24 protein-coding genes are annotated in these 22,180 nt (G+C 63.5%); 20 read left to right on the plus strand and 4 right to left on the minus strand.

All coding sequences use genetic code 11. The annotated features are described in order from the left end of the window. The first annotated feature begins 233 nt into the window (after positions 1 to 233). Positions 234 to 560, plus strand: coding sequence for a hypothetical protein (locus ACP7DW_RS02660; RefSeq protein WP_034746769.1), 327 nt, complete (start codon positions 234 to 236; stop codon positions 558 to 560). A gap of 141 nt (positions 561 to 701) precedes the next feature. Here ACP7DW_RS02660 and ACP7DW_RS02665 read toward each other — a convergent pair whose 3' ends face one another. Continuing rightward, a complete protein-coding gene (locus ACP7DW_RS02665; RefSeq protein ID WP_426053530.1) occupies positions 702 to 1,547 on the minus strand; it encodes an HDOD domain-containing protein in 846 nt (281 codons plus the stop codon). Beyond that, positions 1,544 to 1,873, minus strand: coding sequence for a hypothetical protein (locus ACP7DW_RS02670; protein ID WP_426085187.1), 330 nt, complete (start codon positions 1,871 to 1,873; stop codon positions 1,544 to 1,546). Before ACP7DW_RS02670 ends, ACP7DW_RS02665 begins: the two co-directional genes overlap by 4 nt. Positions 1,874 to 2,089: 216 nt before the next feature. Between ACP7DW_RS02670 and ACP7DW_RS02675 the strand changes: the two genes are divergently transcribed. The 3 genes from ACP7DW_RS02675 to ACP7DW_RS02685 are packed head-to-tail and all read left to right on the plus strand — an operon-like array spanning position 2,090 to position 4,451. Beyond that, a complete protein-coding gene (locus ACP7DW_RS02675) occupies positions 2,090 to 3,655 on the plus strand; it encodes a sensor histidine kinase (protein ID WP_426053528.1) in 1,566 nt (521 codons plus the stop codon). Positions 3,656 to 3,670: 15 nt separating this feature from the next. Then, positions 3,671 to 4,252: a DUF1697 domain-containing protein gene (locus ACP7DW_RS02680; RefSeq protein WP_426053527.1), complete on the plus strand. Its 582-nt coding sequence runs from the start codon at positions 3,671 to 3,673 to the stop codon at positions 4,250 to 4,252. A 19-nt stretch (positions 4,253 to 4,271) separates the two neighbouring features. Continuing rightward, on the plus strand, positions 4,272 to 4,451 hold the full coding sequence (locus tag ACP7DW_RS02685) for a hypothetical protein (RefSeq protein ID WP_426053526.1): 180 nt from the start codon (positions 4,272 to 4,274) through the stop codon (positions 4,449 to 4,451). 59 nt (positions 4,452 to 4,510) lie between these two features. On the opposite strand, the gene ACP7DW_RS02690 is transcribed toward ACP7DW_RS02685, so the two are convergent. After that, positions 4,511 to 4,891 carry a hypothetical protein gene (locus ACP7DW_RS02690; RefSeq protein WP_426053525.1) on the minus strand — a complete coding sequence of 127 codons (381 nt, stop codon included), beginning with the start codon at positions 4,889 to 4,891 and terminating at the stop codon, positions 4,511 to 4,513. 331 nt (positions 4,892 to 5,222) lie between these two features. Here ACP7DW_RS02690 and ACP7DW_RS02695 point away from each other — a divergent pair, with 331 nt between their 5' ends. From ACP7DW_RS02695 to ACP7DW_RS02710, 4 genes are read left to right on the plus strand one after another with little or no spacing between them, the layout of a single operon-like run. Beyond that, complete coding sequence (locus tag ACP7DW_RS02695) at positions 5,223 to 5,576, plus strand: ArsR/SmtB family transcription factor (protein ID WP_426053524.1); 354 nt, start codon at positions 5,223 to 5,225, stop codon at positions 5,574 to 5,576. Positions 5,577 to 5,583: 7 nt separating this feature from the next. Further along, positions 5,584 to 6,009, plus strand: coding sequence for a YeeE/YedE family protein (locus tag ACP7DW_RS02700; RefSeq protein WP_298401140.1), 426 nt, complete (start codon positions 5,584 to 5,586; stop codon positions 6,007 to 6,009). Then, the gene (locus ACP7DW_RS02705; protein ID WP_426053523.1) at positions 6,006 to 6,437 is read left to right on the plus strand and encodes a DUF6691 family protein; all 432 of its coding nucleotides are present in this window, start codon (positions 6,006 to 6,008) and stop codon (positions 6,435 to 6,437) included. The genes ACP7DW_RS02700 and ACP7DW_RS02705 overlap by 4 nt, the downstream gene beginning before the upstream one ends. Before the next feature lie 42 nt (positions 6,438 to 6,479). After that, entirely contained in the window at positions 6,480 to 7,337 is an 858-nt protein-coding gene (locus tag ACP7DW_RS02710) for a ChaN family lipoprotein (RefSeq protein ID WP_426053522.1), read from the plus strand. A gap of 14 nt (positions 7,338 to 7,351) precedes the next feature. Here the strand turns inward: ACP7DW_RS02710 and ACP7DW_RS02715 are convergent, their stop codons facing one another. Next, positions 7,352 to 8,179 carry an IclR family transcriptional regulator domain-containing protein gene (locus tag ACP7DW_RS02715; RefSeq protein WP_426053521.1) on the minus strand — a complete coding sequence of 276 codons (828 nt, stop codon included), beginning with the start codon at positions 8,177 to 8,179 and terminating at the stop codon, positions 7,352 to 7,354. Positions 8,180 to 8,345: 166 nt separating this feature from the next. On the opposite strand from ACP7DW_RS02715, the gene ACP7DW_RS02720 reads away from it, so the two are divergent. The 12 genes from ACP7DW_RS02720 (at position 8,346) to ACP7DW_RS02775 (ending at position 22,159) form a co-directional block, all read left to right on the plus strand. Beyond that, a complete protein-coding gene (locus ACP7DW_RS02720; protein WP_426053520.1) occupies positions 8,346 to 9,044 on the plus strand; it encodes a 3-oxoacid CoA-transferase subunit A in 699 nt (232 codons plus the stop codon). Between the two features lie 11 nt (positions 9,045 to 9,055). Further along, complete coding sequence (locus ACP7DW_RS02725; RefSeq protein WP_426053519.1) at positions 9,056 to 9,697, plus strand: 3-oxoacid CoA-transferase subunit B; 642 nt, start codon at positions 9,056 to 9,058, stop codon at positions 9,695 to 9,697. A 41-nt stretch (positions 9,698 to 9,738) separates the two neighbouring features. Next, positions 9,739 to 10,941, plus strand: coding sequence for a 3-oxoadipyl-CoA thiolase (gene pcaF / locus ACP7DW_RS02730; protein ID WP_426053518.1), 1,203 nt, complete (start codon positions 9,739 to 9,741; stop codon positions 10,939 to 10,941). 153 nt (positions 10,942 to 11,094) lie between these two features. After that, positions 11,095 to 12,390 (plus strand): MFS family transporter, encoded by a 1,296-nt coding sequence (locus ACP7DW_RS02735; protein WP_426053517.1) that lies wholly within the window; start codon positions 11,095 to 11,097, stop codon positions 12,388 to 12,390. A 76-nt stretch (positions 12,391 to 12,466) separates the two neighbouring features. Continuing rightward, entirely contained in the window at positions 12,467 to 13,162 is a 696-nt protein-coding gene (locus ACP7DW_RS02740; RefSeq protein WP_426053516.1) for a fumarylacetoacetate hydrolase family protein, read from the plus strand. A gap of 18 nt (positions 13,163 to 13,180) precedes the next feature. Further along, positions 13,181 to 13,504 (plus strand): thioredoxin family protein, encoded by a 324-nt coding sequence (locus ACP7DW_RS02745; protein ID WP_426053515.1) that lies wholly within the window; start codon positions 13,181 to 13,183, stop codon positions 13,502 to 13,504. A 729-nt stretch (positions 13,505 to 14,233) separates the two neighbouring features. Next, entirely contained in the window at positions 14,234 to 15,520 is a 1,287-nt protein-coding gene (locus tag ACP7DW_RS02750; protein WP_141170666.1) for an MFS transporter, read from the plus strand. A 246-nt stretch (positions 15,521 to 15,766) separates the two neighbouring features. Further along, complete coding sequence (locus tag ACP7DW_RS02755) at positions 15,767 to 16,786, plus strand: ABC transporter substrate-binding protein (RefSeq protein WP_426053514.1); 1,020 nt, start codon at positions 15,767 to 15,769, stop codon at positions 16,784 to 16,786. Positions 16,787 to 16,869: 83 nt separating this feature from the next. Then, positions 16,870 to 19,044 carry an ABC transporter permease gene (locus ACP7DW_RS02760; protein WP_426053513.1) on the plus strand — a complete coding sequence of 725 codons (2,175 nt, stop codon included), beginning with the start codon at positions 16,870 to 16,872 and terminating at the stop codon, positions 19,042 to 19,044. Further along, on the plus strand, positions 19,041 to 20,126 hold the full coding sequence (locus ACP7DW_RS02765) for an ABC transporter ATP-binding protein (protein WP_152253069.1): 1,086 nt from the start codon (positions 19,041 to 19,043) through the stop codon (positions 20,124 to 20,126). Before ACP7DW_RS02760 ends, ACP7DW_RS02765 begins: the two co-directional genes overlap by 4 nt. Next, a complete protein-coding gene (locus ACP7DW_RS02770) occupies positions 20,123 to 20,950 on the plus strand; it encodes an inositol monophosphatase family protein (RefSeq protein WP_426053512.1) in 828 nt (275 codons plus the stop codon). Before ACP7DW_RS02765 ends, ACP7DW_RS02770 begins: the two co-directional genes overlap by 4 nt. A gap of 114 nt (positions 20,951 to 21,064) precedes the next feature. Then, positions 21,065 to 22,159 carry a porin gene (locus ACP7DW_RS02775; protein WP_426053511.1) on the plus strand — a complete coding sequence of 365 codons (1,095 nt, stop codon included), beginning with the start codon at positions 21,065 to 21,067 and terminating at the stop codon, positions 22,157 to 22,159. The last annotated feature ends 21 nt before the right edge of the window (positions 22,160 to 22,180 follow it).

The raw sequence follows: 22,180 nt of genomic DNA on the forward strand, positions 1-22,180 counted from the left end.
CCTGTTTGGACTAGTATATTGCTTTATATGCAATTCATTTCAGTGGGTTGCAGTGCATTTACTCACGCGGCAAGCTGCGCACGTTGGCTGTGCGAGTCCTGTGCAGGCAGTGCGACAAGGAGGGAAGGCGGAGGGGAGGCTGAGTCCGATGGAAAGACGTTTATTTAAACACTCTAAGCCAGCCTTAAGTTCGTATCGGCATTCTTTCAACATTCACTAGACGAGGAAAAATCATGGCACATCATGCATTAGCATCGCAAGAGAGTTACAACCCGAATCACCTGCTGGATATTCTGCTGAGCAAGATGCAGCTGAAAAACGACGCAGCCCTGTCGCGCTTGCTCGAAGTGGCGCCACCCGTCATCAGCAAGATCCGCCATCACCGCTTGCCGGTCGGCGCCTCGCTGCTGATTCGCATGCACGAAGTGACGGGCATGAGCATCCGTGACCTGCGCGATCTGATGGGCGACCGCCGCACCAAATACCGTCTGTCCGACGCCCAGGGCCGTCCAAAAGCGGAAGACCGCGGCGATGCGCAAGAATCGAATTACGCGCACTGATGTGGCGGTGGCACGCTGACTGTGCCGCTTGCGTCACTGCTGGCGGCAACAGGCTGGCGCGGACCGGGCAGCATGGACACACCGCAGTACCCATAACGGCTTTCGCTTCGCGGCGAGAGCCGTTGGCATGTGGCGCGGCGTTTAGCTCAGCAGTGCCGAGGTAATTTCGTCGTAGCGCAGCTCCGTTTCGCGGAACAGTTGCAGATACGTCTCTTCGCTCAGGCCCAGCGCATCCCAGGCCACCGGCGAGACGCGCGGCACCATGTCGTCGCCCGCCTGCGCCAGGTCGAGCGCACAGACGATGGCATTGGCGACGTGGATCAGCGCTGCCAGGAAACCTGCGCCCGGCGTTTCCGGCTGCAGGTAGTTGGCCAGCGCCAGGCGCATGGTGTCGGAAAAATTCCAGTGTTCGGCCAGTGCCACGCCCGCCTGCACGTGGTCCACGCCCAGCACGGCCCGCTCCGCTTCGAGCAGGCTGCAATCGTGCGCTGCCTGGTACACGATGACTTGCGCGTAGTGTGCGGGAAAGCTGCTGACCAGCACCAGGCGACCGATGTTATGCAGCAAGCCGGCCGTGAAGGCGTAATCCTGGTTGAAGCGGATCTGCCGCGCCAGCACCTTGGCGCAGCCGGCCGTCGCTACCGAATGGCGCCAGAAGGCCTTGTCGTCGAAGCCGGGGCAGCGCCCTTCCGGGAAGCAGCCCGTGATGGCGGCCGAGGTGATCAGGCTGCGCGTGGTCTGGAAACCCAGGTAGGTGATCGCCTGCTGGATGGTGGTGGCCTTGACCTGCAAGCCATATTGCGAGGAGTTGGCCAGGCGCAGGGTTTTCGCCGTCAGCGCCTGGTCGTAGGAGACTTTTTTCGCCAGCACGGAAATATCGACGTCTTCCTGGTCTATGCTGTTGAGCAGCTCCATGACGACGGCAGGCAAGGAAGGCAGGTCATCGAGGTGGGCGACGATATCGTCGAGCGTCAGCTGGGTGCTCATGCCAGCTCTCCCGTACCCAGGCGATATTGCGTGACATAGTTGCGCAGCAAGGTCGTTGCCGTGTCCTCGGGATCGTCCGGATCATGCTTGCGGAACAGGTAGGCCAGCCGCGCGCTATCGGCCGCCTGCTGCGCGGCGATTTCTTCCGGCGAAGGCGGCGGCGCCTGGATCGGCAGCATGGCGATGCCGTGGCGCGGCATCAGGGACAGCATGTTTTCCGTCAGTACCGCGCCTTGCGGCAACAGCACTTGTCCATGCGCGTCGAGCAAGACATCCGACAAGACCATGCCAGGACGCACTTGTTCCAGGGGTAGATGTTGATGCATGACCGCCATGACGACTCCTTAGATGATTGCGGGATATTACCATTGCCATGACGCAATGTCTCAACCTGCATCAAAGTCTCTATCGAAATTGGGAATGCTGTAAATCTTGCCAATCAGCATGTCATACCGTACATTTGAATCAGGCCCTTGCATTGCTGACGTATCTGCGCCCGCGCCGCGGGCCGGCGGCTGGCCTGGCCCGGGGAGTGTTGATCGATGGTGAGTATCCAAGTCCGGCTGACCCTGCTTTTTGTCGTGATCGTCACTTTGGTGCTGGGCATTTCTGGCAGCTATACCCAATATACACTGAGTCAGGAACTTGAATCGGGCAGCGCGCGCCTGCGCAGCGGCGTGCTCACGCGCTTGCAGACCAGCTTGCCTTCGGCCCTGTGGGATCTCGACAAATCCAAGGTCGACAGCATTGTCGCGGCCGAAATGCTGCCGCCGGAACTGGTCGGCATCCGCGTCTACGACGCTTCCGTGGGCCTGTTCGCCGGTGAAGTGCGCGACGCGGCCGGCACCCTGGTGCCTTTGACCTCCGACGTGGCCATGGGTGGCACGCCCGTCGAGGCGCCGCTGGTGTTCCGTGACGCCGTGGCCGCGGCCAGTGGCGGCAAGCCGGTGATCGTCGGCAAGGTCATCGTCAATTTCAGCCGCGCGCAGATCGATGCGGCCCTGCGCGGCGAAGTGCGGCGCAAGGTGCTGGAGGTTTTGCTGCTTGACATCATTTTGGTGGGCGCCCTGGCGCTGAGCCTGCGCATCGTCTTCGGGCCCTTGAAACAATTGCGCGACGGCTTGATCGACCTGGCCACGCGCGGCAGCGACGAGGTCGAAGAATTGCCGGAAAACCGGCGCGACGAACTGGGCGACGTGATCCGCGGCTTCAATGCGGTGCAGCGCAAGCTCAAGTCCATCATCGAGGGCAGCCGCGAGGCGGAAGACATGGCGCGCCGCTCGCAGCAGGAGACGGCGCAGGCGATGGACGAGTTGCGCCGCGCGCAGGAATCGTTGCTGCAGTCGGAGCGCCTGGCTTCGCTGGGCAGCCTGGTCGCTGGCGTGGCGCATGAAATCAATACGCCGGTCGGCATCGCGCTGACCAGTGCCTCGGTGCTGAAGGAAGCCACCGATCACATCAGCGCAGCGGTGGCTGGCGGCAGCGTGAAGAAAACCGATATCGTGCGCTACCTGGAAACGGCCGGCGAGAGCGCGCGGCTGATCATGAACAATGCCTATCGCGCCGCGCACCTGATCCACAGCTTCAAGCAGATCGCCGTCGACCAGGTCAGCGAGGCGCGCCGCTTGTTCGAATTGCGCGACTATATCGGGGAAGTGATTTCGAGCCTGCAGCCGACCCTGAAAAAGACGCGCATCCGCATCGATATCGATTGCCCGCCTGACATCATGCTTGACAGCTATCCGGGTGCGCTGGCGCAGGTGCTGACCAACCTGGTCTTGAATTGTGTCGAGCACGCCTTTGATGCGGACACGGCCGGCAACATCCATATCGGCGTGCGCCGCGACGGCGAGTGGATCGCCATGCAGGTGCGCGACAACGGCCGCGGCATCGCGCCCGACATGCTCGACCGCGTGTTCGACCCGTTTGTCACCACGCGGCGGGGACAGGGCGGCACGGGCCTGGGCTTGAATATCGTGTTCAACTTGATTGCCAAGCAGTTTGGCGGCACCATCACGGTGAGCAGCACGCTGGGACAGGGCGCGACATTCTTGCTGCGCCTGCCCACGGTGACGCCATTGCCGGACAGCACCAGCAGCCCGGCATAGGCAAGGAGAAGAGACATGGCACAACCAGAAAACAGTCAGCAAGTGGCGCTTTTGCGCGGGATCAATGTGGGCCGCGCCAAGCGCGTGGCCATGGCCGACCTGCGCAAGCTGCTGGGCGACCTGGGTTTTGCGCAGGTACGCACAGTACTCAACAGCGGCAACGTCGTGTATGACGGGGGCGCGGTGGCGCCGGCCGAGGCCGCTGCCCGCATCGAGGAAGCGCTGGTGCTGAAACTGGGCGTGGCGGCCCGGGTGACGGTGCTGTCGGCTGGCCAGTTTGCCGAACTGATCGAGCAAAACAGCCTGGTGCCGGCGGCCGATGCGGCCCGTCTGCTGACCTTGGTGCTGAACAATCCGGCCGATGTCCAGCGCCTGGCGCCGCTCTTGCAGCGGCCGTGGCATCCGGAAGCGCTGGCGCTGGGGCGATGGGCCGCATATGCCTGGTGTCCCGATGGCGTGCTGGCCAGCAAGGTGGTGGCGTCACTGGGTGCACTGCTGGGCGATGGCGTCACCTCGCGCAACTGGGCCACCATGCAAAAATTACATGCACTGCTGAACGGGCCCGAGGTGGCAGCCACCTCCGCCAGGGAGCACTGATGCGGGCCGGCGGGACGCCATGAACTGGGATATCGTCAAGGGTGTGCTGATCCTGCTGCTCGCCGTCAGCGCCCTGGGCACGGTCTTCGTGCTCATGTCCGCCTCGGGCCCGGACAAGGCGGGCTGCATCGCGCGTGCCCTGAAGTCGGGTATTCCGGTGGGCAATATCGAAAGGGTGTGCCGCTTGCTGGACAAGTAAAAAAATTCCGCGCAAGGCGGAATTTTTTTAATGCAACGGCATCGGCCGCCGAAGTAAGGTCAGCCATCGAATTTTTCCTGTTTTTCACCGTGCATGCTCAAGGCCAGCAAACCCAGTCCCACCAGCAACATCGAAACCATGCTCGCTTCGGGCACGGGCGGCGGCACGTTCGGCTGTTGTACGGCAGCAGTGGCGGCGGCGGGGGGCGCCAGTGCGCTTTGGCGCGTGCCGGCGTTGAGCCAGCGCGGGGTCGCATTGAGCGTCGTGTGCTGCGTCAGCAGGCGTGCATACGGCAAGTCCGGCGTTTCCCAGGTGGGATTGTCCGTCATGTTGTTGAAAGCGAGACTGTCGTCGCTCACGGCAGGCGCGCTGGCGGCCACATTGCCGGCATACGCCGACAGCGCCAGCACGGCCACGCATAGCGGCTGAAAGATCTTCATCGTTGACTCCCTGGTTCACCGTGCGGCGTGGCCGAAACCGGCCTGCGCCTGGACGGATAATGCGCCTGTACGGGGGCGTATCACAATTTTTCTGATGAGGTCTTATTACAGCACAAGTCGTGTCAATTTTGCTACGCATATTTGCTTTGAATTACGAATATTTATCATTTTGATAGCATGATGGCTATCGCTGCCGCTCACGTTGCATGAGCACGCTATCACTGAAAAATACTGTTGTTTTTTTGTGCGAATCGCCAGCAGGAAAACAATATATTGATTAGTATATTGTTTATCGCATGATGATGAATATGACCGCCTGTGGGAGGGCAAGATGGAGACAGTTGCAACACAACACGCCGATTACAACCTCGATGCCATGCGTGGCTCGGCCTACAAGGCCAGCTCGCTGCTCAAGGCCATGGGCAATGCCGACCGTTTGATGCTGCTGTGCCAGCTATCGCAGGGCGAACATTGCGTCAGCGACCTCGAACAAAAAGTGGGCATCGGCCAGCCGACCCTGTCGCAGCAGCTGGGCGTGCTGCGCGAAGAGATGCTGGTGGCCACGCGGCGCGACGGCAAGCAGATTTATTACCGCGTCGCCAGCGCGCCCGTGCTGGCCGTGCTGCAAGTGCTGTACGCGCAGTTTTGCGCGCCGCGGCCCCCGTTCAACGATGAAGCCGACTGAGGCCACCATGACTATTGCTTGGCAAAATTTCACGCCGTGGGCGTCGCTGGCCGGCGGCATGCTGATCGGCCTGGCGGCTGCGCTCTTGATCCTGTTCAACGGACGCATCGCCGGCATCAGCGGCATCCTCGGCGGCCTGCTGCGCCCGCGCCAGGGCGACCTGGGCTGGCGCATCGCCTTTCTTGCTGGCCTGATCGGCACGCCCCTGCTGTACCAGGTGTGGCAAGCCTTGCCGCCCGTGCAGATCGATGCGGGCACGCCCGCCCTGATCGTGGCGGGCTTGCTGGTGGGCGTGGGCGTGCGCTATGGCGCCGGCTGCACCAGCGGCCACGGCGTGTGCGGCCTGTCGCGCCTGTCACCGCGTTCGCTGGCGGCCACCATGGCCTTCATGGCGGCCGGTTTCCTCACCGTCTATCTGTTACGCCACCTATGAGCAAGCTACTCCTTTCCCTGTTGAGCGGCCTCGTCTTTGGCGTGGGCCTGATCGTCTCCGGCATGAGCAACCCGGCCAAGGTGCTCGGTTTTCTCGACCTGGCCGGCGCCTGGGATCCGTCCTTGGCGCTGGTGATGGGCGGCGCCATCGGCGTGGCCATGCCGGCCTTCTGGCTGGCGGGCCGCCGCAAGCGCGCCATCCTCGGTGATGCCATGCAATTGCCGGCGTCGCGCCGCATCGACCGGCGTTTGCTGCTGGGCAGCCTGGCCTTTGGCGCGGGCTGGGGCATCGCCGGTTTCTGTCCCGGCCCCGCCCTCGTCTCCCTGCTGGCGGGCCAGCCGAAGGCCTGGCTGTTTGTCGGTGCGATGCTGGCCGGCATGGCCGTGTTTGAAGTGCTGGAGCGCCGCAAGCTGCCGGCGCCGGCCTGAGACGGTACAATCTGGCGCATCGCCAATTTGGATACTGCTTACATGACAACCGTGATTTTCCGCGCCGGCGCGCGCGCTGCCCTGCTGTGCAGCGTGCTGGCATTGGCCGCCTGCGGCAGCTTGCTGAAGAAGGAAGCGCCGCCCGCTCCCGCGCCCGCGGCCGACACCTTGCCCAATCCGCAAGTGTTGCTGCTGGGCGAAGTGCATGACAATGCGCAAGGCCAGCGCTTGCGCGTCGCCGAGTTGCAGCGCCGCCTGGCGGCTGGCTGGCGTCCCGTGATCGTCATGGAACAGTTCGACCGCGAAAACCAGGCCTTGCTGACGCGTGCCGCGCGCGATTGCGCCGACCCCGATTGCATCATCCGCGTGATGGAACAGCCGCGCTGGGACTGGAGCTTGTACCGGCCCGTGCTGGACCTGGTCATCAGCTATCAATTGACCCTGGTCGCCGGCAATCTGTCGCCGGCCGATGCTTCGCGCATCGTGCGCGACGGCATCCAGTGGGCCATGCCGCCCGCCATGGTGGCCACGTACCTGGCCGCGCCCGTGCCGGCCGATATTCTGGAAGGGCAACAGAAGGAAGTCCAGGCGGCCCGCTGCAACATGCTGCCCGACATGATGATGAAAGGTGTCGTCAACGCGCAGGTGGCGCGCGATATCTGGATGGCCAAGCTGATCCGTGACCAGGCGCCGCGCGACGTGGTGCTGATCGCCGGCAATGACCATGTGCGCAAGGATATCGGCGTGCCCCGCTGGCTGAAGCTGGCCGACCCGCAACTGAACGTGCGCAGCATCGGCTACCTGGAACAGGGCGTTGCCGGCTACCAAGGCACGTTCGACCTGACGCAAACGATGCCGGCGCAGCCGCGCCCGGACCCGTGCGCGAAGTTTAAAAAATAAGGTTCAAGAAATAATCACTGCTGTACCCGCACCAGGGCGCTGACCCGGCTGGCCGTATCGAGCAGTTTCGGCAGGCTGTGTTCCAGCAGGTGCGCCACGGACGGCCCCGCCGTCTGGCCGCTGACATTGATCGCCGCCACCACCTTGCCGGCCCGGTCGAACACGGGGGCGGCCAGGGCGATCAAGCCCTGTTCCAGCTCTTCCTGCACCAGGCACCAGCCCTGGCGCCGCACTTGCGCAATCTCTTCCATCAAGACCTCGATATCGACCTTGGTCGCCGGCGTGATTTTCAGCAGCGCCATTGTCGACAGCCGTTGGCGCAGCACCTCGGGCGCCAGGCCCGACAGCAAGACACGTCCCATCGAGGTGCAGTAGGCGGGCAGGCGGCTGCCGATGCCCAGGTTGATCGACATGGTGCGGTGCGCGGACAGGCGCACGACGTAGACGATGTCGTCGCCGTCGAGCACGGTGGCCGAGCACGACTGGCGCAAGGTCTGCATCAATTCTTCCAGCAGCGGCTGCGCCTGCGTCCAGACAGGCAGGGATGACAAATACGCGTAACCGAGGTCGAGCACCTTGGGCGTCAGACGGAACAGCCGCCCGTCCGCTTCCACATAACCGAGATGCAGCAAGGTGAGCAGGATGCGCCGTGCGCCTGCGCGCGTCAGCTGCGCCCGTTCCGCCACTTCGCTCAGGGTCTGTTGCGGCGCCTGCGCGCCAAAGCTGCGCAGTACGGCCAGGCCGCGCGCGAACGATTGCACATAGCTGTCGCCGGGACGCGGCGCGCCGTCGGCGTCAACGGTGTCTGCGGCGGAAAGGGGCGTGCTGCGGAGGTCGGTCATGGCGATTCCAATGGGGCAAGGTGGCAATTATAGCCATGGCGCTGGCGAAAACGGCAAATTGACAAGCGCGCCGATCAGGCATATTCTCACGAATAAGTTCTAAATACGAATATTTGTTCGCAATAAGAACAAATGAACTGTGGGTTTGATGTGAAGGAGACAGGCAATGATCGACAAACTGCGTTCCAGCGTGCTTGATGCGCTGGCCGATATCCACGATGGCGCCACCGTCATGATTGGCGGCTTCGGCGGCGCGGGCCAGCCGGCCGAGCTGATCGACGGCTTGATCGCCCATGGCGCGCGCGACCTCGTCATCGTCAACAACAATGCGGGCAATGGCGATACGGGCCTGGCCGCCCTGCTGAAAAACGGGCAAGTGCGCAAGATCATCTGCTCGTTCCCGCGCCAGGCCGATTCCCACGTCTTCGACGCGCTGTACCGCGCGGGCAAGCTGGAGCTCGAATTGGTGCCGCAGGGCAATCTGGCCGAGCGCATCCGCGCCGCCGGCGCCGGCATCGGCGGCTTTTTCACGCCCACGGGCTATGGCACGGACCTGGCCAAGGGCAAGGAAACGCGCGAGATCGACGGCCACATGTATGTGTTCGAGTCGCCGATCCACGCCGATTTCGCGCTGATCAAGGCGGAGCAGGGCGACCGCTGGGGCAACCTGACCTACCGCAAGACGGCGCGCAACTTCGGCCCGATCATGGCCATGGCCGCGAAGGTCAGCATTGCTTCCGTGCACGAGGTGCTCGACCTGGGCAGCATCGATCCCGAACACGTCATCACGCCGGGCCTGTTCGTGCAGCGCATCGTGCAAGTGCCGCGCACGGCCACCGGCCCCGCCGGCTTCAAAGCTGCCTGAGGAGTATTGAAATGAATAAATGGAATCGAGACCAGATGGCGGCCCGTGTGGCGGCCGACATCCATGAGGGCGCCGTGGTGAACCTGGGCATCGGCTTGCCGACCCTGGTGGCGAATCACTTGCCGGCCGGCGCGGAGATCATCCTGCACAGCGAAAACGGCGTGATCGGCATGGGCCCCGCGCCGGCGCCGGGCGAGGAAGACTACGACCTGATCAATGCCGGCAAGCAGCCCGTCACCCTGCTGCCCGGCGGCAGCTATTTCCACCATGCCGACAGCTTCGCCATGATGCGCGGCGGCCACCTGGACATCTGCGTGCTGGGTGCTTTTCAAGTCTCGGCCACGGGCGACCTGGCCAACTGGCACACGGGCGCCCCGGACGCCATTCCCGCCGTGGGCGGGGCCATGGACCTGGCCATCGGCGCGAAAAAGACCTGGGTCATGATGGAATTGCTGACCAAGGGCGGTGAAAGCAAGCTGGTGCAGGCCTGCACCTATCCGCTCACGGGCATCGGGTGCGTGAGCCGCATCTACAGCGACCTGGCCGTGCTCGACCTGGGGCCACACGGCGCCACGGTCGTCGAACTGGCCGAAGGCTTGAGCTTTACGCAACTGCAAGCGTTGACGGCCGTGCCGCTGACGGACGGACGCTGATTCACCGCCCCTATTCAATACACTTTCTTGGAGGAAAGAACATGACCCACGCCTACATTTGCGACGCTCAGCGCACCCCGTTTGGCCGCTATGGCGGCGGACTCGCCAGCGTGCGCGCCGACGACCTGGGCGCCGTGCCCATCCGTGCCTTGATGGCGCGCAATCCGAATGTCGACTGGACGGCCATCACCGACGTGCTGTATGGCTGCGCCAACCAGGCGGGCGAGGATAACCGCAACGTGGCGCGCATGGCCGCCTTGCTGGCCGGCTTGCCCGACAGCGTGCCGGGCGCCACCCTGAACCGCCTGTGCGGCTCGGGCCTGGACGCCATCGGCAGCGCCGCGCGCTTCATCAAGAGCGGCGAGGCGGGCTTGCTGATCGCCGGCGGCGTGGAAAGCATGAGCCGCGCGCCATTCGTCATGGGCAAGGCGGACAGCGCCTTTGCGCGCGGCATGAAAATGGAAGACACGACCATCGGCTGGCGCTTCATCAACCCCTTGATGAAGGCGCAATATGGCGTCGATTCGATGCCGGAAACGGCGGAAAACGTGGCCAGCGACTTCGGCATCAGCCGCGCGGACCAGGATGCGTTCGCGCTGGCCAGCCAGGTCAAAGCCTTGGCAGCGCAGCAGGCGGGCGTGTTCGACAGTGAAATCTGTCCCGTCAGCATCGCGCAGAAGAAGGGCGATCCCATCATCGTTGCCCGCGACGAGCATCCGCGCGCCACCACCTTGGACACCCTGGCCAAATTGAAACCCGTCGTGCGCGCGGACGGCACGATCACGGCCGGCAACGCATCCGGCGTCAACGATGGCGCGGCGGCCCTGCTGTTGGCCGACGAAGCGAACGCGGCGCGCTTTGGCCTGACGCCGCGCGCCCGCGTGGTGGCCATGGCGACGGCCGGCGTGGCGCCGCGCATCATGGGCATCGGCCCCGCGCCCGCCACCCTGAAAGTGCTGGCCATGACGGGTTTGAGCCTGGCCGACTTCGACGTCATCGAACTGAACGAAGCGTTTGCCGCGCAAGGCCTGGCCGTGCTGCGCCAGCTGGGCTTGCAGGATGACGATGCGCGCGTCAACCCGAACGGCGGCGCCATCGCCCTCGGTCATCCGCTGGGCGCCTCGGGCGCGCGCCTGGCCATGACGGCCGTCAACCAGCTGCACCGCACGGGCGGCCGCTATGCGCTCTGTACCATGTGCATCGGCGTGGGCCAGGGCATCGCGCTGGTGCTGGAACGCGTCTAGATACTGCGCGCCCGCAGGCGAAAAAATTTGCCGGCGCTACGTATTAACGCGTATGCCGGGCGGCTTTTTGACCGGGATCCAGGGCGTATGATGCAAAACCAGCCCGGGCAACCGGGCTGGCGCTGGCTTTTTTATACGAACAAGAAGACTGATATGACATCCCACGATACTCCGCACGACGTTGCGCAGCTGACTTCCCAGCAGCGCATCAAGGCCATCATTGGCGCTTCCTCCGGTAACCTGGTCGAATGGTTCGACTTCTACATTTACTCGTTCTGCGCGCTGTACTTCTCGCACGCCTTCTTCCCTTCCGGTAACCCGACCACGCAACTGCTGCAGACGGCTGGTATTTTTGCCGCCGGCTTCCTCATGCGTCCCGTGGGCGGCTGGCTGTTCGGCCGCATCGCCGACAAGTACGGCCGGCGCCAGTCGATGATGATTTCCGTGCTGATGATGTGTGGCGGTTCCTTGATGATCGCCGTGCTGCCCACCTATGAAACCATCGGCGCCTTCGCGCCGTTCCTGCTGCTGGTGGCGCGGCTGTTCCAGGGCCTGTCCGTGGGCGGCGAATACGGCACCAGCGCCACCTACATGAGCGAAGTGTCGGAATCGGGCAGGCGCGGCTTCTTTGCCTCGTTCCAGTACGTGACCCTGATCGGCGGCCAATTGCTGGCCTTGCTGGTGCTGGTGGTCTTGCAGCAATTGTTGACGCTGGAAGAATTGCGTGCCTGGGGCTGGCGCATCCCGTTTGTGTTTGGTGCCCTGGCCGCCCTGGTGTCGCTGAACCTGCGTAAATCCCTGACGGAAACAACCACCGCCAGCGAGCGCAAGGACAAGGACGCGGGCAGCCTGCGCGGCTTGCTCAAGCACAAGCGCGCCTTCATCACGGTACTCGGCTTTACGGCCGGCGGCTCGCTGGTGTTCTACACGTTTACCACCTACATGCAGAAATACCTGGTCAACACGGCCGGCATGGACACCAAGACGGCCAGCGCCGTCATGACCTGCGCGCTGCTCGTCTACATGATTTTGCAACCGGTGTTCGGCGCCCTGTCCGACCGCATCGGCCGCCGCACCTCGATGCTGTTCTTCGGCGGCCTGGCCACCCTCTGCGTGCTGCCGATCATGCATGCCTTGAAGGACATCAGCAGCCCGTACGCGGCGTTTGGCCTGATCATCATCGCGCTGGCCATCATCAGCTTCTACACGTCGATCAGCGGCTTGATCAAGGCGGAAATGTTCCCCGTCGAAGTGCGCGCGCTGGGCGTGGGCCTGTCGTATGCGGTCGCCAACGCCATGTTCGGCGGTTCGGCCGAATACGTGGCGCTGCAGTTCAAGGCCTGGCACGTGGAAGAGTATTTCTACTGGTACGTGACCGTCATGTGCCTGATTTCCTTCATCGTCGCCATCCGCATGCCGGACCCGAGCCGCTCGGGACTGCTGAAGTAACGTTGTCGTAAAATGGGGGACACTGCGGTGTCCCTTTTTCATCACCGCCTTTTTATCGTGCCGATCAGGAGTCTTCATGTCGTATGTCATTCCCGCCGCCATCCAGCCCAGCGTTCCCGTCACCGGCAGCGTTGATACTTTCCCTGTCCACCGCATCTATTGCGTGGGCCGCAACTATGTCGACCACGCCAAGGAAATGGGCCACACGGGCCGCGAGGCGCCATTTTTCTTCATGAAACCAAACGACGCCGTGCTGCCCGTGCCAGCCGGCACGACGGGCGAACTGCCGTACCCGGCACAGACGCAGGATTTCCAGCACGAGATGGAACTGGTGGTGGCCATCGGCAAGGGCGGCAGCGATATCGGCGTGATTGACGCGCTGAGCCACGTGTGGGGCTATGCGATCGGTCTGGACATGACGCGCCGCGACGTGCAGGGCGCGGCGAAGAAGCAGGGCCGGCCGTGGGAGACGGGCAAGGCCTTCGAGCACTCGGCGCCCATCGGCCCGATTACCCCAGCCGCGCTGGCGGGCGACGTCAGCCATGCCGCCATCACCCTGCACGTGAACGGTGAACGGCGTCAAAGCAGCAGCGTCGACATGCTGATCTGGAACGTGGCCGAAACCATCGCCGACCTGTCGACCTATTTCACCTTGCAGCCGGGCGACCTGATCTACACGGGCACGCCGGCCGGCGTGGCGGCCGTGCAGCGCGGTGACGCGCTGGTGGGCGCCATCGATGGCCTGGGCGAACTGCGCATGAAAGTGGTCTAAGCTGACAAGGAAAACGGCATGATGAGCGACACATATTCTGTAGCGCAACCCACGCGCGCCGAGATCGACGCCCTGACGGGGCCGGCCTTGCTGGAATTTGGCACGGGCTGGTGCGGCCACTGCCGCGCCACCCAGGCGCCGCTGGCGGCCGCATTGGCGCAGCACCCCGGGGTGCCGCATATCCGCTTGGAAGACGGCCCCGGCCGCGCGCTCGGGCGGTCCTTCCGGGTGAAACTGTGGCCGACCCTGATTTTTTTGAACGATGGCCAGGAAGTGGCGCGCCTCGTACGTCCGCTCGACATCAGTGAAATTGAGCGGAGTTTTGCATTGATTGATGCATAGGTCGGCGTAGGTCGGCTTAGCGCAGCGTAAGCCGACACCACCGCAAGGCATGCTCCATCACAACTTCTTGCCGCACCGCACCACTGCGCGTATGATAAGCCGCTTACAGCAAGATCAACCGCATCCTTCGTGATGCAGCGCGATCATCGCCGGCTCGCTCCACCCGGAGGGGCCGCAGGCAAGGATTCACCACAAATGACCGATGCCGCGATGCCGACGCGCGGGTCTGGTACGGAATGCCTGGCGATACGCCGGGCCTGATACACGTCGCCCATCCCCTGACGCCTTTCCTGCCGTGCCCCGGGTAACCGGATGGCGCACGACCGTTGTTTCTCTGAATCAGCACTGATCACAGCGCGTTGGCGCGCGTTTGTTCACCGTTGCCTGCCGTTAACAACGGCGTGTTGTTGCGTGGAATTTGTTTGCGAATTTAATAGCAAATTCACAGCAAATACGTCCGCGCACGGCTATGATATGTGGACAATGCGCCTAAGTAACCGTCGGGAAATTATTGTAAATTTATGACGAACAGAAGTGGATGCGATGCAAGGCGGCTGTCGCGACGCAGTGCGAGCACTGCGAGCGGCTGCCAACGCAGCAGCGCGCCGCTTATGGAAGTCAGAAATAACAATAGTTTACTGGCGGTTACTTTATACAACGTGCTGTGCTGCTGCCTGAAAAAACATCCAGAGAATGGCCTTTAGACACCCTCCCCAAGGAGCGCAGTAAATGAGCACCCCCCCCAAGAAAAATTCCCCCGGCACGGTGCTGTTCGCCAGCCTGATCGGCACCACCATCGAGTTCTTCGATTTTTATATCTACGCCACCGCTGCCGTGCTGGTGTTCCCGAAACTGTTCTTCCCCGCCGGCGATCCGTCGGCCGCCGTGCTGCAGTCGCTGGCCACGTTTGCCATCGCCTTCTTCGCGCGCCCCATCGGTTCGGCCGTGTTCGGCCACTTCGGCGACCGCATCGGCCGCAAGGCCACTCTCGTGGCGGCCTTGCTGACCATGGGTATCTCGACCGTCATCATCGGCTTGCTGCCGACCTACGCCGCCATCGGCACCCTGGCGCCGTTGTTGCTGGCGCTGTGCCGTTTCGGCCAGGGCCTGGGCCTGGGCGGAGAATGGGGCGGCGCGGTGCTGCTGGCCACGGAAAACGCGCCACCGGGCAAGCGCGCCTGGTACGGCATGTTTCCGCAGCTGGGTGCGCCAATCGGCTTCTTCCTGTCCGGCGGCATCTTCCTGCTGCTCAGTGAAACCCTGACCGATGAACAGTTCTTCAGCTACGGCTGGCGCATCCCCTTCCTCGCCAGCGCGCTGCTGGTCATCGTCGGCCTGTACGTGCGTCTGAAGATCACGGAAACACCGGACTTCCAGAAAGTCATCGAGAAGAACGAAGTCGTCAAACTGCCCGTCGCCACCGTGTTCCGCCAGCATGGCCGCATGCTGTTCCTCGGCACCATCATCGCCCTGGCCACCTTCGTGCTGTTCTACCTGATGACCGTGTTTGCCTTGAGCTGGGGTACGACCAAGCTGGGTTTCACGCGCAAGGAATTCCTCGTCGTGCAGCTGTTTGCCGTGCTGTTCTTCGCGTTGACGATTCCGTTTTCGGCCGTGCTGGCCGACCGCCGCGGCCGCCGCGCCACCATGATCTGGGTTTCCGTCGCCATCGCCATCTTCGGCCTGGTGCTGGCCCCCATGTTCGGCTCGGGCGTGACCTGGGAAGTGACGCTCTTCATGGCTGTCGGCCTGGGCCTGATGGGCATGACCTACGGACCGCTGGGCACCATGCTGTCCGAGCTGTTCCCGCCCGAAGTGCGCTATACGGGCGCCTCGCTGACGTTCAATCTGGCCGGTATCTTGGGCGCCTCGCTGGCGCCGTACATCGCCACCTGGCTGGCCACCAACCATGGCTTGCAATACGTGGGCTATTACCTGTCGCTGGCAGCCGTGCTGACCCTGGGCGCGCTGCTGATGGTGGGCAAGCCGAGGGCAGGCAAGGAAGCCTGGGAATAAACGCCCGCGCTAGCTGAATCCCCCGAAGCCGCCAGCTGCACACAGCTGGCGGCTTTTTTTGTCGGTAAAACACCACGCCGCACGCCTGCCGAGATTCTTGTTGACAGTCAAAATCGGCTGGTGGTAAGGTGTGCACACGTGTGCAATGCAGTGCAAGTCTTGAAAAAGCACATCCCGGGACAGTGACACCGCAAGATAGCGGTGCGGTCTGAAGTACCACAACGACAACAAACTTGGAGTGAGACGATGAAGATGCGCAATGTTGCGATTGCTATAAGCCTGGCCCTGCCGATGACGGCCATGGCCGCCGAGGAACGCCTGTCCGTGCTGTGCTCGGCCGATATGGAATGGTGCCAGCTGATGAAGAACCGCTTCGAGGCGGAAAGCAAGATCAAGGTATCGATGATCAGGAAGAGCGCCGGCGAGGCCTATGCGAAGATCCGCGCCGAAGCGTCGAACCCGAAATCGGACATCTGGTGGGGCGGCACGGGCGACCCGCACCTGCAGGCCGCCGCCGAAGGCTATACGGAAGAATACAAGTCGCCCACCCTGCCCAAGCTGCAGCCGTGGGCGCTCAAGCAGGCCGAGACGGCCAAGTACCGCACCGTCGGCATCTACATCGGCATCCTGGGCCTGGCCTACAATGAAAACGTGCTGAAGAAGAAAAACCTGCCGCCGCCGCAATGCTGGAAAGACCTCGTCAAGCCCGCCTACAAGGGCGAGATCGAGATGGCCAACCCGAATTCCTCGGGTGCCGCCTACAACGCGCTGGCCACCGTGGTGCAGCTGTTCGGCGAAGAGGAAGCCTTCGATTTCCTCGCGAAAATGGGCCAGAACGTCAGCAAGTATCCGAACGCGGGCGTGGCGCCGGGCGAGGACGTGGGCCGCGGCGAAGCGGGCGTGGCCATCGGCTTCATGCATGATCTGATGAAACTCACCGTGGCCGGCTTCCCCGTGAAAGTCTTGCCGCCCTGCGAAGGCACGGGTTACGAGATCGGCTCGATGAGCATCGTCAAGGGCGCGAAAAACATGGAGCAGGCGAAGAAATTCTATGAATTCGCCCTGCGTGCCGACGTGCAGAGCGAAGCGGTGAAAGCGCTGGCCTTCCAGATCCCGTCCAACGTGGCCGCCACCATTCCCGCCGCCTCGCCGCGCCTGGAAAACATCAAGACCATCAACTACGACTTCGCCAAGTATGGCGCGTCGGACACGCGCAAGCGCCTGCTGCAGCGCTGGACGACACAAATTTATTCTGCCGGCAATTAAGGCGTCAAGACTGTCACCGTACCGAGCCTGCCGCATGCCGCAACGGCCATGTCGGCAGGCCTACTTAGCTGGATAGAGACCTCATGAAAAAGATATTTTACGGCTGGCTGCTGGCCGCCCTGGCAGCGTTGTGCCTGTTGCCCTGGCAGCAGCAGGAAGCGGGACTGTTCGCCGGTGAATGGCTGCGCGACGGCCAGTTCTTCGCGGAGCGTGGCGCACCGGCCGTGCTGCACCTGCTGTCGTTCGGCGCCTGGCCGCTGGGCGTGTTCTTCGCCCTGCTCGCCGCCAGCGCCGCGCTGGTGGCCGCCAATCCCCACCGCAAGACCCTGGGCCTGGGCCAGATCGCCATCGGCGGCGCCGGCATGCTGTGGCTGGCTTGGCTGGGCTGGGGCCCGCTGGCCGCCGGCACCGGCCTGGGTTTCGGCGCGCTGCTGCTGGCCCTGTGCCTGCTGTTCCTGCTGACCTCGGGCGCGGCCGCCTGCGGCGTGTGCCGCGGCGACGCCTTCGTCGCCGGCGCCATCGGCCTCATCATTTGCCTGATTTCCCTGTTCGTGCTGTTCCCCGTCGCGCTGATCCTCGTCAGCGCCGGCCAGCCCATGGATGATGGCGGCACGGGCGCCGCCGCCCTGGCGCGCCGCCTGGCAGACCCCGGTATCTGGAGCCTCAATTGCGTGTCCGGTCCCGGCCGCTGCGGCGTGGCCTGGAACACCCTGGCGCTGGCCTTGCTGACGGGCGTGTCGGCCACCTTCCTCGGTCTCGTGTTCGCCCTGCTGGTGACGCGCACGAATGGCCGCTGGGTGCGTCCGATGCGCGCCATCACGATACTCCCCATCGTCACGCCGCCCTTCGTGCTGGGCCTGGCGCTGATCTTGCTGTTCGGCCGCAACGGCGCCATCACGGGCCTGGTCGGGGAATTCTTTGGTATCGAGCAGAGCCGCTGGCTGTACGGCATGACGGGGGTGTGGCTGTCGCAGATGCTGGCCTTTGCGCCGATCGCCTTCATGACATTGATTGGTGTGGTCGAAGGCGTCAGCCCTTCGCTGGAAGAGGCGTCGGGCACCCTGGGCGCGAGCAGCTGGCAAACCTTCGTCAAGGTGTCGCTGCCCTTGATGCGTCCCGGCATCGCCAACGCCTTCCTGTTGTGCTTTATCGAAAGCATGGCCGACTTCGGCAACCCGATGGTCTTGGGCGGCAACTTCCACGTGCTGTCGACGGAAATCTTCTTTTCCGTGGTGGGCGCCTCGAACGACCAGGGCCGCGCGGCGACGTTGGCCATCGTGCTGCTGACCTTTGCCGTGGGCGCCTTCTTCATCCAGAACCTGTGGCTGGGCAAGAAATCGTATGTGACGGTGACGGGCAAGGCCGACCACGGCGGCCACGCCTCGCTCAACCCGCGCCTGAAGACCACCCTGTGGACCATCGCGCTGCCATGGTTCGCCTTCACGGCGCTGGTGTACGGCACGGTGGTGGCGGGCGGCTTCGTCAATAACTGGGGCCAGGACAATGCCTTCACCTTGCGCCACTACATCGACGCCTTCGGCATCACGGCGGGCGCTTCCGGCTGGCACTGGACGGGCCAGGCCTGGCCATCGCTGTTCACGACCTTGACGATCTCGGCCATCGCCGCGCCGCTGACGGCGTTTGTCGGCATCCTTTCGGCCTGGCTGCTGGTGCGCCAGCAATTCGCCCTGAAGAGCGCGTTCGAGTTCGGCACCATGCTCAGCTTTGCCATTCCCGGCACCGTCATTGGCATCAGCTACATCCTCGCGTTCAATTCGGCGCCGATCGAGCTGACGGGCACGGCGACGATTTTGATCCTGTGCTTTGTCTTTCGCAACATGCCGATGGGCTTGCGCACCGGCATCGCCGCCATGCGCCAGCTCGACGGCAGCCTGGACGAGGCCTCGATCACCCTGGGCGCCAGCAGCTGGACCACCATGCGCAAGGTCATCCTGCCGCTGCTGCGCCCGGCCATCGCCTCGGCCCTCGTGTATGGCTTCGTGCGCTCGATCACGTCGATCTCGGCCGTCGTCTTCCTCGTCAGCGCCGACTATGACATGGCCACGTCCTACATCATCGGCCTGGTGTCGAACGGTAACTACGGCACGGCCATCGCCTACGCCACGGTCTTGATCGTCGTCATCCTGCTGTGCATCCAATTGATCCACCTGCTGGTCGGCAAGCGCCGCCTCCGTCGCGTCAGCGCCGAGAAAACGCTGCCGGCCGCCGTTCCCAACCTGGAAAAGAGCTACGCATGAACCACTTTACTACCCAAGCAACAGAGCTTGCCGCGCTGGAATTCGACGGCGTCACCAAGCGCTACGGCAAGGCCCTGGCCGTGAACGACGTCTCGTTCACCATCGCGCCGCGCACCATGGTCACCCTGCTGGGGCCCAGCGGCTGCGGCAAGACCTCGACCCTGCGCCTGATCGCCGGCCTGGAGCGCGTCAGCGCCGGGCGCATCCTGCTGGCCGGCGAGGACGTCACCCTGACGTCGGCCGCCGAGCGCGACGTCAGCATGGTGTTCCAGTCGTATGCGCTGTTTCCGCACATGACGGTGCTCGACAACGTGTGCTACGGCTTGACCGTCTCGGGCGAGACCAAGCCGCGCGCCATCGAACGGGCGCAGGAAAGCCTGCGCCTGGTGGGCCTTGCCGATTTCGCCGCGCGCTTCCCGAACGAATTGTCGGGCGGTCAGCAGCAGCGCGTGGCCGTGGCCCGCTCGCTGGTGCTGCAGCCCAAGGTGCTGCTGCTGGACGAACCGCTGTCCAACCTCGACACGAAACTGCGCCGCCGCGTGCGCGACGAGATCCGCGACATCCAGGTCAAGCTGGGCTTGACGGCCGTGTACGTCACGCATGACCAGGAAGAGGCGCTGGCCATTTCCGATCAGATCATCGTCATGAACCGGCAAGTGATCGCGCAAAAGGGCACGCCGCACGAGCTGTTCGAGTCGCCGGCCGACAAGTTCGTCGCCGACTTCATCTGCAACGCGAACATCGTCGATGGCGTGATCGAATCGGTGGCCGATGGCAAGGCCGTCTGCGTGATGGGCAAGCTGCGGCTGCGCCTGCCATGCCGCGGCCAGCGCAGCGGCGAAGCGAGTTTCGCCGTGCGCCCGGAAGCGATCCTGCTGTCGCCCGCGCAGCCCGACAGCGCCATGGTGGTGCGCGTGGCGCGCGCCACCTACCTGGGACGCGAAATGCAATACACGCTCGACACGCCCGTCGGCGAACTGTTTGCCGTCTCGCACGACTTGAGCCAGGTTTTCACGCAAGGCACATCGGTCGCCATGACCGTACACGAACATGGCGCAGCCATCATTGGAGGACAAGCATGACAGATATGACACAGGCAGCACTGGCCGATGCGGCCACGCTGGAACGCTATGCCTATGCGCGGCACATCATCGGCCAGGCGGGCGAGATTGCGCTGGGCATGTTTCTGCGCCGCACGGAGCTGGTGATCGAGGAAAAGGGCTTGCAAGACATGGTCAGCATCGCCGACCGTATGGTGGAGGATTTCCTGCGCGCGCAGATCGCCGAACGCTTCCCGGAAGACGCCGTGGTGGGCGAGGAGCGCGGTGGCGGCGCGTCCGACGCGCGCTGCGTGTGGGTCATCGACCCCATCGACGGTACGGCCTGCTTCGTCAACGGCATGCTGGCCTGGTGCGTGTCGATCGGCGTGCTGGTCGACGGCCAGCCCGCCATCGGCGCCGTGTACGACCCGAATGCGGACGAGCTGTTCCATGCTTGCCTGGGGCAGGGCGCGCACGTGACCGCGAAGGCCGGCGAAACGCGGCTGCGCGTGAACGACGTGGCCAGCTTGCAGGGCGGCGTGCTGGGCGTAGGCTTTTCGCACCGCGTGGGCACCGACACCTTTTTACCGTTCCTGCTCGACGTGCTGGAAGAGGGCGGCATGTTCATCCGCAACGGTTCCGGCGCACTGATGATCGCCTATGTGGCGGCCGGGCGCCTGATCGGCTATTTCGAGCCGCACATCAATTCCTGGGATTGCCTGGCGGGCATCGTGCTCGTCAACGAGGCGGGCGGGCGCTGCAATGATTTCCTCGCCGATAACGGCCTGGAAAAGGGCAACCCCATCCTCGTGGGCGGTCCCCGTTTGTATCCGCAACTGGCGGCGCTGGCACTGCCGCGCTGTTAATCAAGCATCGTTCTGGAAAGGGAGGCCAGGCGTCCTGCGGTGGACGCGTGCAGGAGCAACACACTGTTGAGCATCATGAGTAATCCACAACCATAAAAACAGGCAGGAGACAAGATGAAAAACGGGATGAACACTTTGCAGTTGAATACCATCGCCATGGCTTTGTTGCTGGCCATGCCGGGCTGTGTCCTGGCCCAGTCGAGCGTCGTCGTGTACGGGCGCATCCATGCAGGCCTCGACCATATCGAAAGTTCCACCTCGGCCGCGTCGCCGCGTGGCGAATCGCTGACGCGCGTATCGGACAATTCCTCGATGCTGGGCTTCCGCGGACGCGAAGATCTGGGCAGCGGCAACTTTGCCTTCTTCCAGATCGAAGGCAATGTCAAGATGGACGATGGCACGGGCGTCCTCAACAGCAAGGATACCTATGTCGGACTGGAAAACGTCGCCTACGGCCGCATCGCGCTGGGCCGCTTTTCCACGCCGATCCGCCAGATGAATGGCTACACCAACCGTTTCGTGGGGCAAGGCATCCAGGATGACGCCAACATTTCCCAGCTCGGTGGTGAAGGCTTCAACCGCCGCAGCGCGAACGCCATCAGCTACCGCACGCCCGTGGTGCAAGGCTTCAGCGCCACGCTTTACCGCGCCAGCGAAAACGAGGCGTCGAATGGCGACCGCATTTATTCAGGCATGGTGCAATATGTGAACGGTCCCATCAAGGGAGGCGTTGGCTATGAAAAGCACAAGGATTTGCGTCCCGGTTTCAGCGAAAAAATGTTTCGCGCCGCCGCCAATTACAACTTCGGTGGTGGCGACGTGGGCGTGGCCTGGAATCGCATGATCTTTGACGTGGCCAGCGGCGACTTGCAGCGCGACTACTTCACCATCACGGGCGCCTACAAGGCGGGCGGCGGTTCCTTCATCGGCCGCTTTGGCGTCGCTGGCGATGTGTCCGGCAGCGCGCCGAACGGTGCCAGCGTCACCGTCAAGGCCACCTCGCTGGTGCGCGGCGACGACAGCGGCGCCAAGCAGGCGACCCTGGGCTACGAGTACTACCTGTCCAAGCGCAGCACCGTGTATGCGTATTACACACAGACGAGCAATGACAAGAACGCCAACTATTCCTTTGGCAGCAACTCGTTTTCCAGCGTCAAGAAGGGCGCCAAGGTCAGCGGTGTGATGCTGGGCGCGATTCATTTGTTTTAAATATTTGCCCGGAAATGCACA

The organism is Janthinobacterium sp. PSRC1-1, assembly GCF_049897525.1.
In the GTDB taxonomy this organism is placed as follows: domain Bacteria; phylum Pseudomonadota; class Gammaproteobacteria; order Burkholderiales; family Burkholderiaceae_D; genus Janthinobacterium; species Janthinobacterium tructae.

Excerpts from the sequence above, each read along its gene's own strand:
- ACP7DW_RS02660 (WP_034746769.1), top strand. The coding sequence starts at position 234 with ATGGCACATCATGCATTAGCATCGCAAGAGAGTTACAACCCGAATCAC.
- ACP7DW_RS02665 (WP_426053530.1), bottom strand. The coding sequence starts at position 1,547 with ATGAGCACCCAGCTGACGCTCGACGATATCGTCGCCCACCTCGATGAC.
- ACP7DW_RS02670 (WP_426085187.1), bottom strand. The coding sequence starts at position 1,873 with ATGCATCAACATCTACCCCTGGAACAAGTGCGTCCTGGCATGGTCTTG.
- ACP7DW_RS02675 (WP_426053528.1), top strand. The coding sequence starts at position 2,090 with ATGGTGAGTATCCAAGTCCGGCTGACCCTGCTTTTTGTCGTGATCGTC.
- ACP7DW_RS02680 (WP_426053527.1), top strand. The coding sequence starts at position 3,671 with ATGGCACAACCAGAAAACAGTCAGCAAGTGGCGCTTTTGCGCGGGATC.
- ACP7DW_RS02685 (WP_426053526.1), top strand. The coding sequence starts at position 4,272 with ATGAACTGGGATATCGTCAAGGGTGTGCTGATCCTGCTGCTCGCCGTC.
- ACP7DW_RS02690 (WP_426053525.1), bottom strand. The coding sequence starts at position 4,891 with ATGAAGATCTTTCAGCCGCTATGCGTGGCCGTGCTGGCGCTGTCGGCG.
- ACP7DW_RS02695 (WP_426053524.1), top strand. The coding sequence starts at position 5,223 with ATGGAGACAGTTGCAACACAACACGCCGATTACAACCTCGATGCCATG.
- ACP7DW_RS02700 (WP_298401140.1), top strand. The coding sequence starts at position 5,584 with ATGACTATTGCTTGGCAAAATTTCACGCCGTGGGCGTCGCTGGCCGGC.
- ACP7DW_RS02705 (WP_426053523.1), top strand. The coding sequence starts at position 6,006 with ATGAGCAAGCTACTCCTTTCCCTGTTGAGCGGCCTCGTCTTTGGCGTG.
- ACP7DW_RS02710 (WP_426053522.1), top strand. The coding sequence starts at position 6,480 with ATGACAACCGTGATTTTCCGCGCCGGCGCGCGCGCTGCCCTGCTGTGC.
- ACP7DW_RS02715 (WP_426053521.1), bottom strand. The coding sequence starts at position 8,179 with ATGACCGACCTCCGCAGCACGCCCCTTTCCGCCGCAGACACCGTTGAC.
- ACP7DW_RS02720 (WP_426053520.1), top strand. The coding sequence starts at position 8,346 with ATGATCGACAAACTGCGTTCCAGCGTGCTTGATGCGCTGGCCGATATC.
- ACP7DW_RS02725 (WP_426053519.1), top strand. The coding sequence starts at position 9,056 with ATGAATAAATGGAATCGAGACCAGATGGCGGCCCGTGTGGCGGCCGAC.
- pcaF (WP_426053518.1), top strand. The coding sequence starts at position 9,739 with ATGACCCACGCCTACATTTGCGACGCTCAGCGCACCCCGTTTGGCCGC.
- ACP7DW_RS02735 (WP_426053517.1), top strand. The coding sequence starts at position 11,095 with ATGACATCCCACGATACTCCGCACGACGTTGCGCAGCTGACTTCCCAG.
- ACP7DW_RS02740 (WP_426053516.1), top strand. The coding sequence starts at position 12,467 with ATGTCGTATGTCATTCCCGCCGCCATCCAGCCCAGCGTTCCCGTCACC.
- ACP7DW_RS02745 (WP_426053515.1), top strand. The coding sequence starts at position 13,181 with ATGATGAGCGACACATATTCTGTAGCGCAACCCACGCGCGCCGAGATC.
- ACP7DW_RS02750 (WP_141170666.1), top strand. The coding sequence starts at position 14,234 with ATGAGCACCCCCCCCAAGAAAAATTCCCCCGGCACGGTGCTGTTCGCC.
- ACP7DW_RS02755 (WP_426053514.1), top strand. The coding sequence starts at position 15,767 with ATGAAGATGCGCAATGTTGCGATTGCTATAAGCCTGGCCCTGCCGATG.
- ACP7DW_RS02760 (WP_426053513.1), top strand. The coding sequence starts at position 16,870 with ATGAAAAAGATATTTTACGGCTGGCTGCTGGCCGCCCTGGCAGCGTTG.
- ACP7DW_RS02765 (WP_152253069.1), top strand. The coding sequence starts at position 19,041 with ATGAACCACTTTACTACCCAAGCAACAGAGCTTGCCGCGCTGGAATTC.
- ACP7DW_RS02770 (WP_426053512.1), top strand. The coding sequence starts at position 20,123 with ATGACAGATATGACACAGGCAGCACTGGCCGATGCGGCCACGCTGGAA.
- ACP7DW_RS02775 (WP_426053511.1), top strand. The coding sequence starts at position 21,065 with ATGAAAAACGGGATGAACACTTTGCAGTTGAATACCATCGCCATGGCT.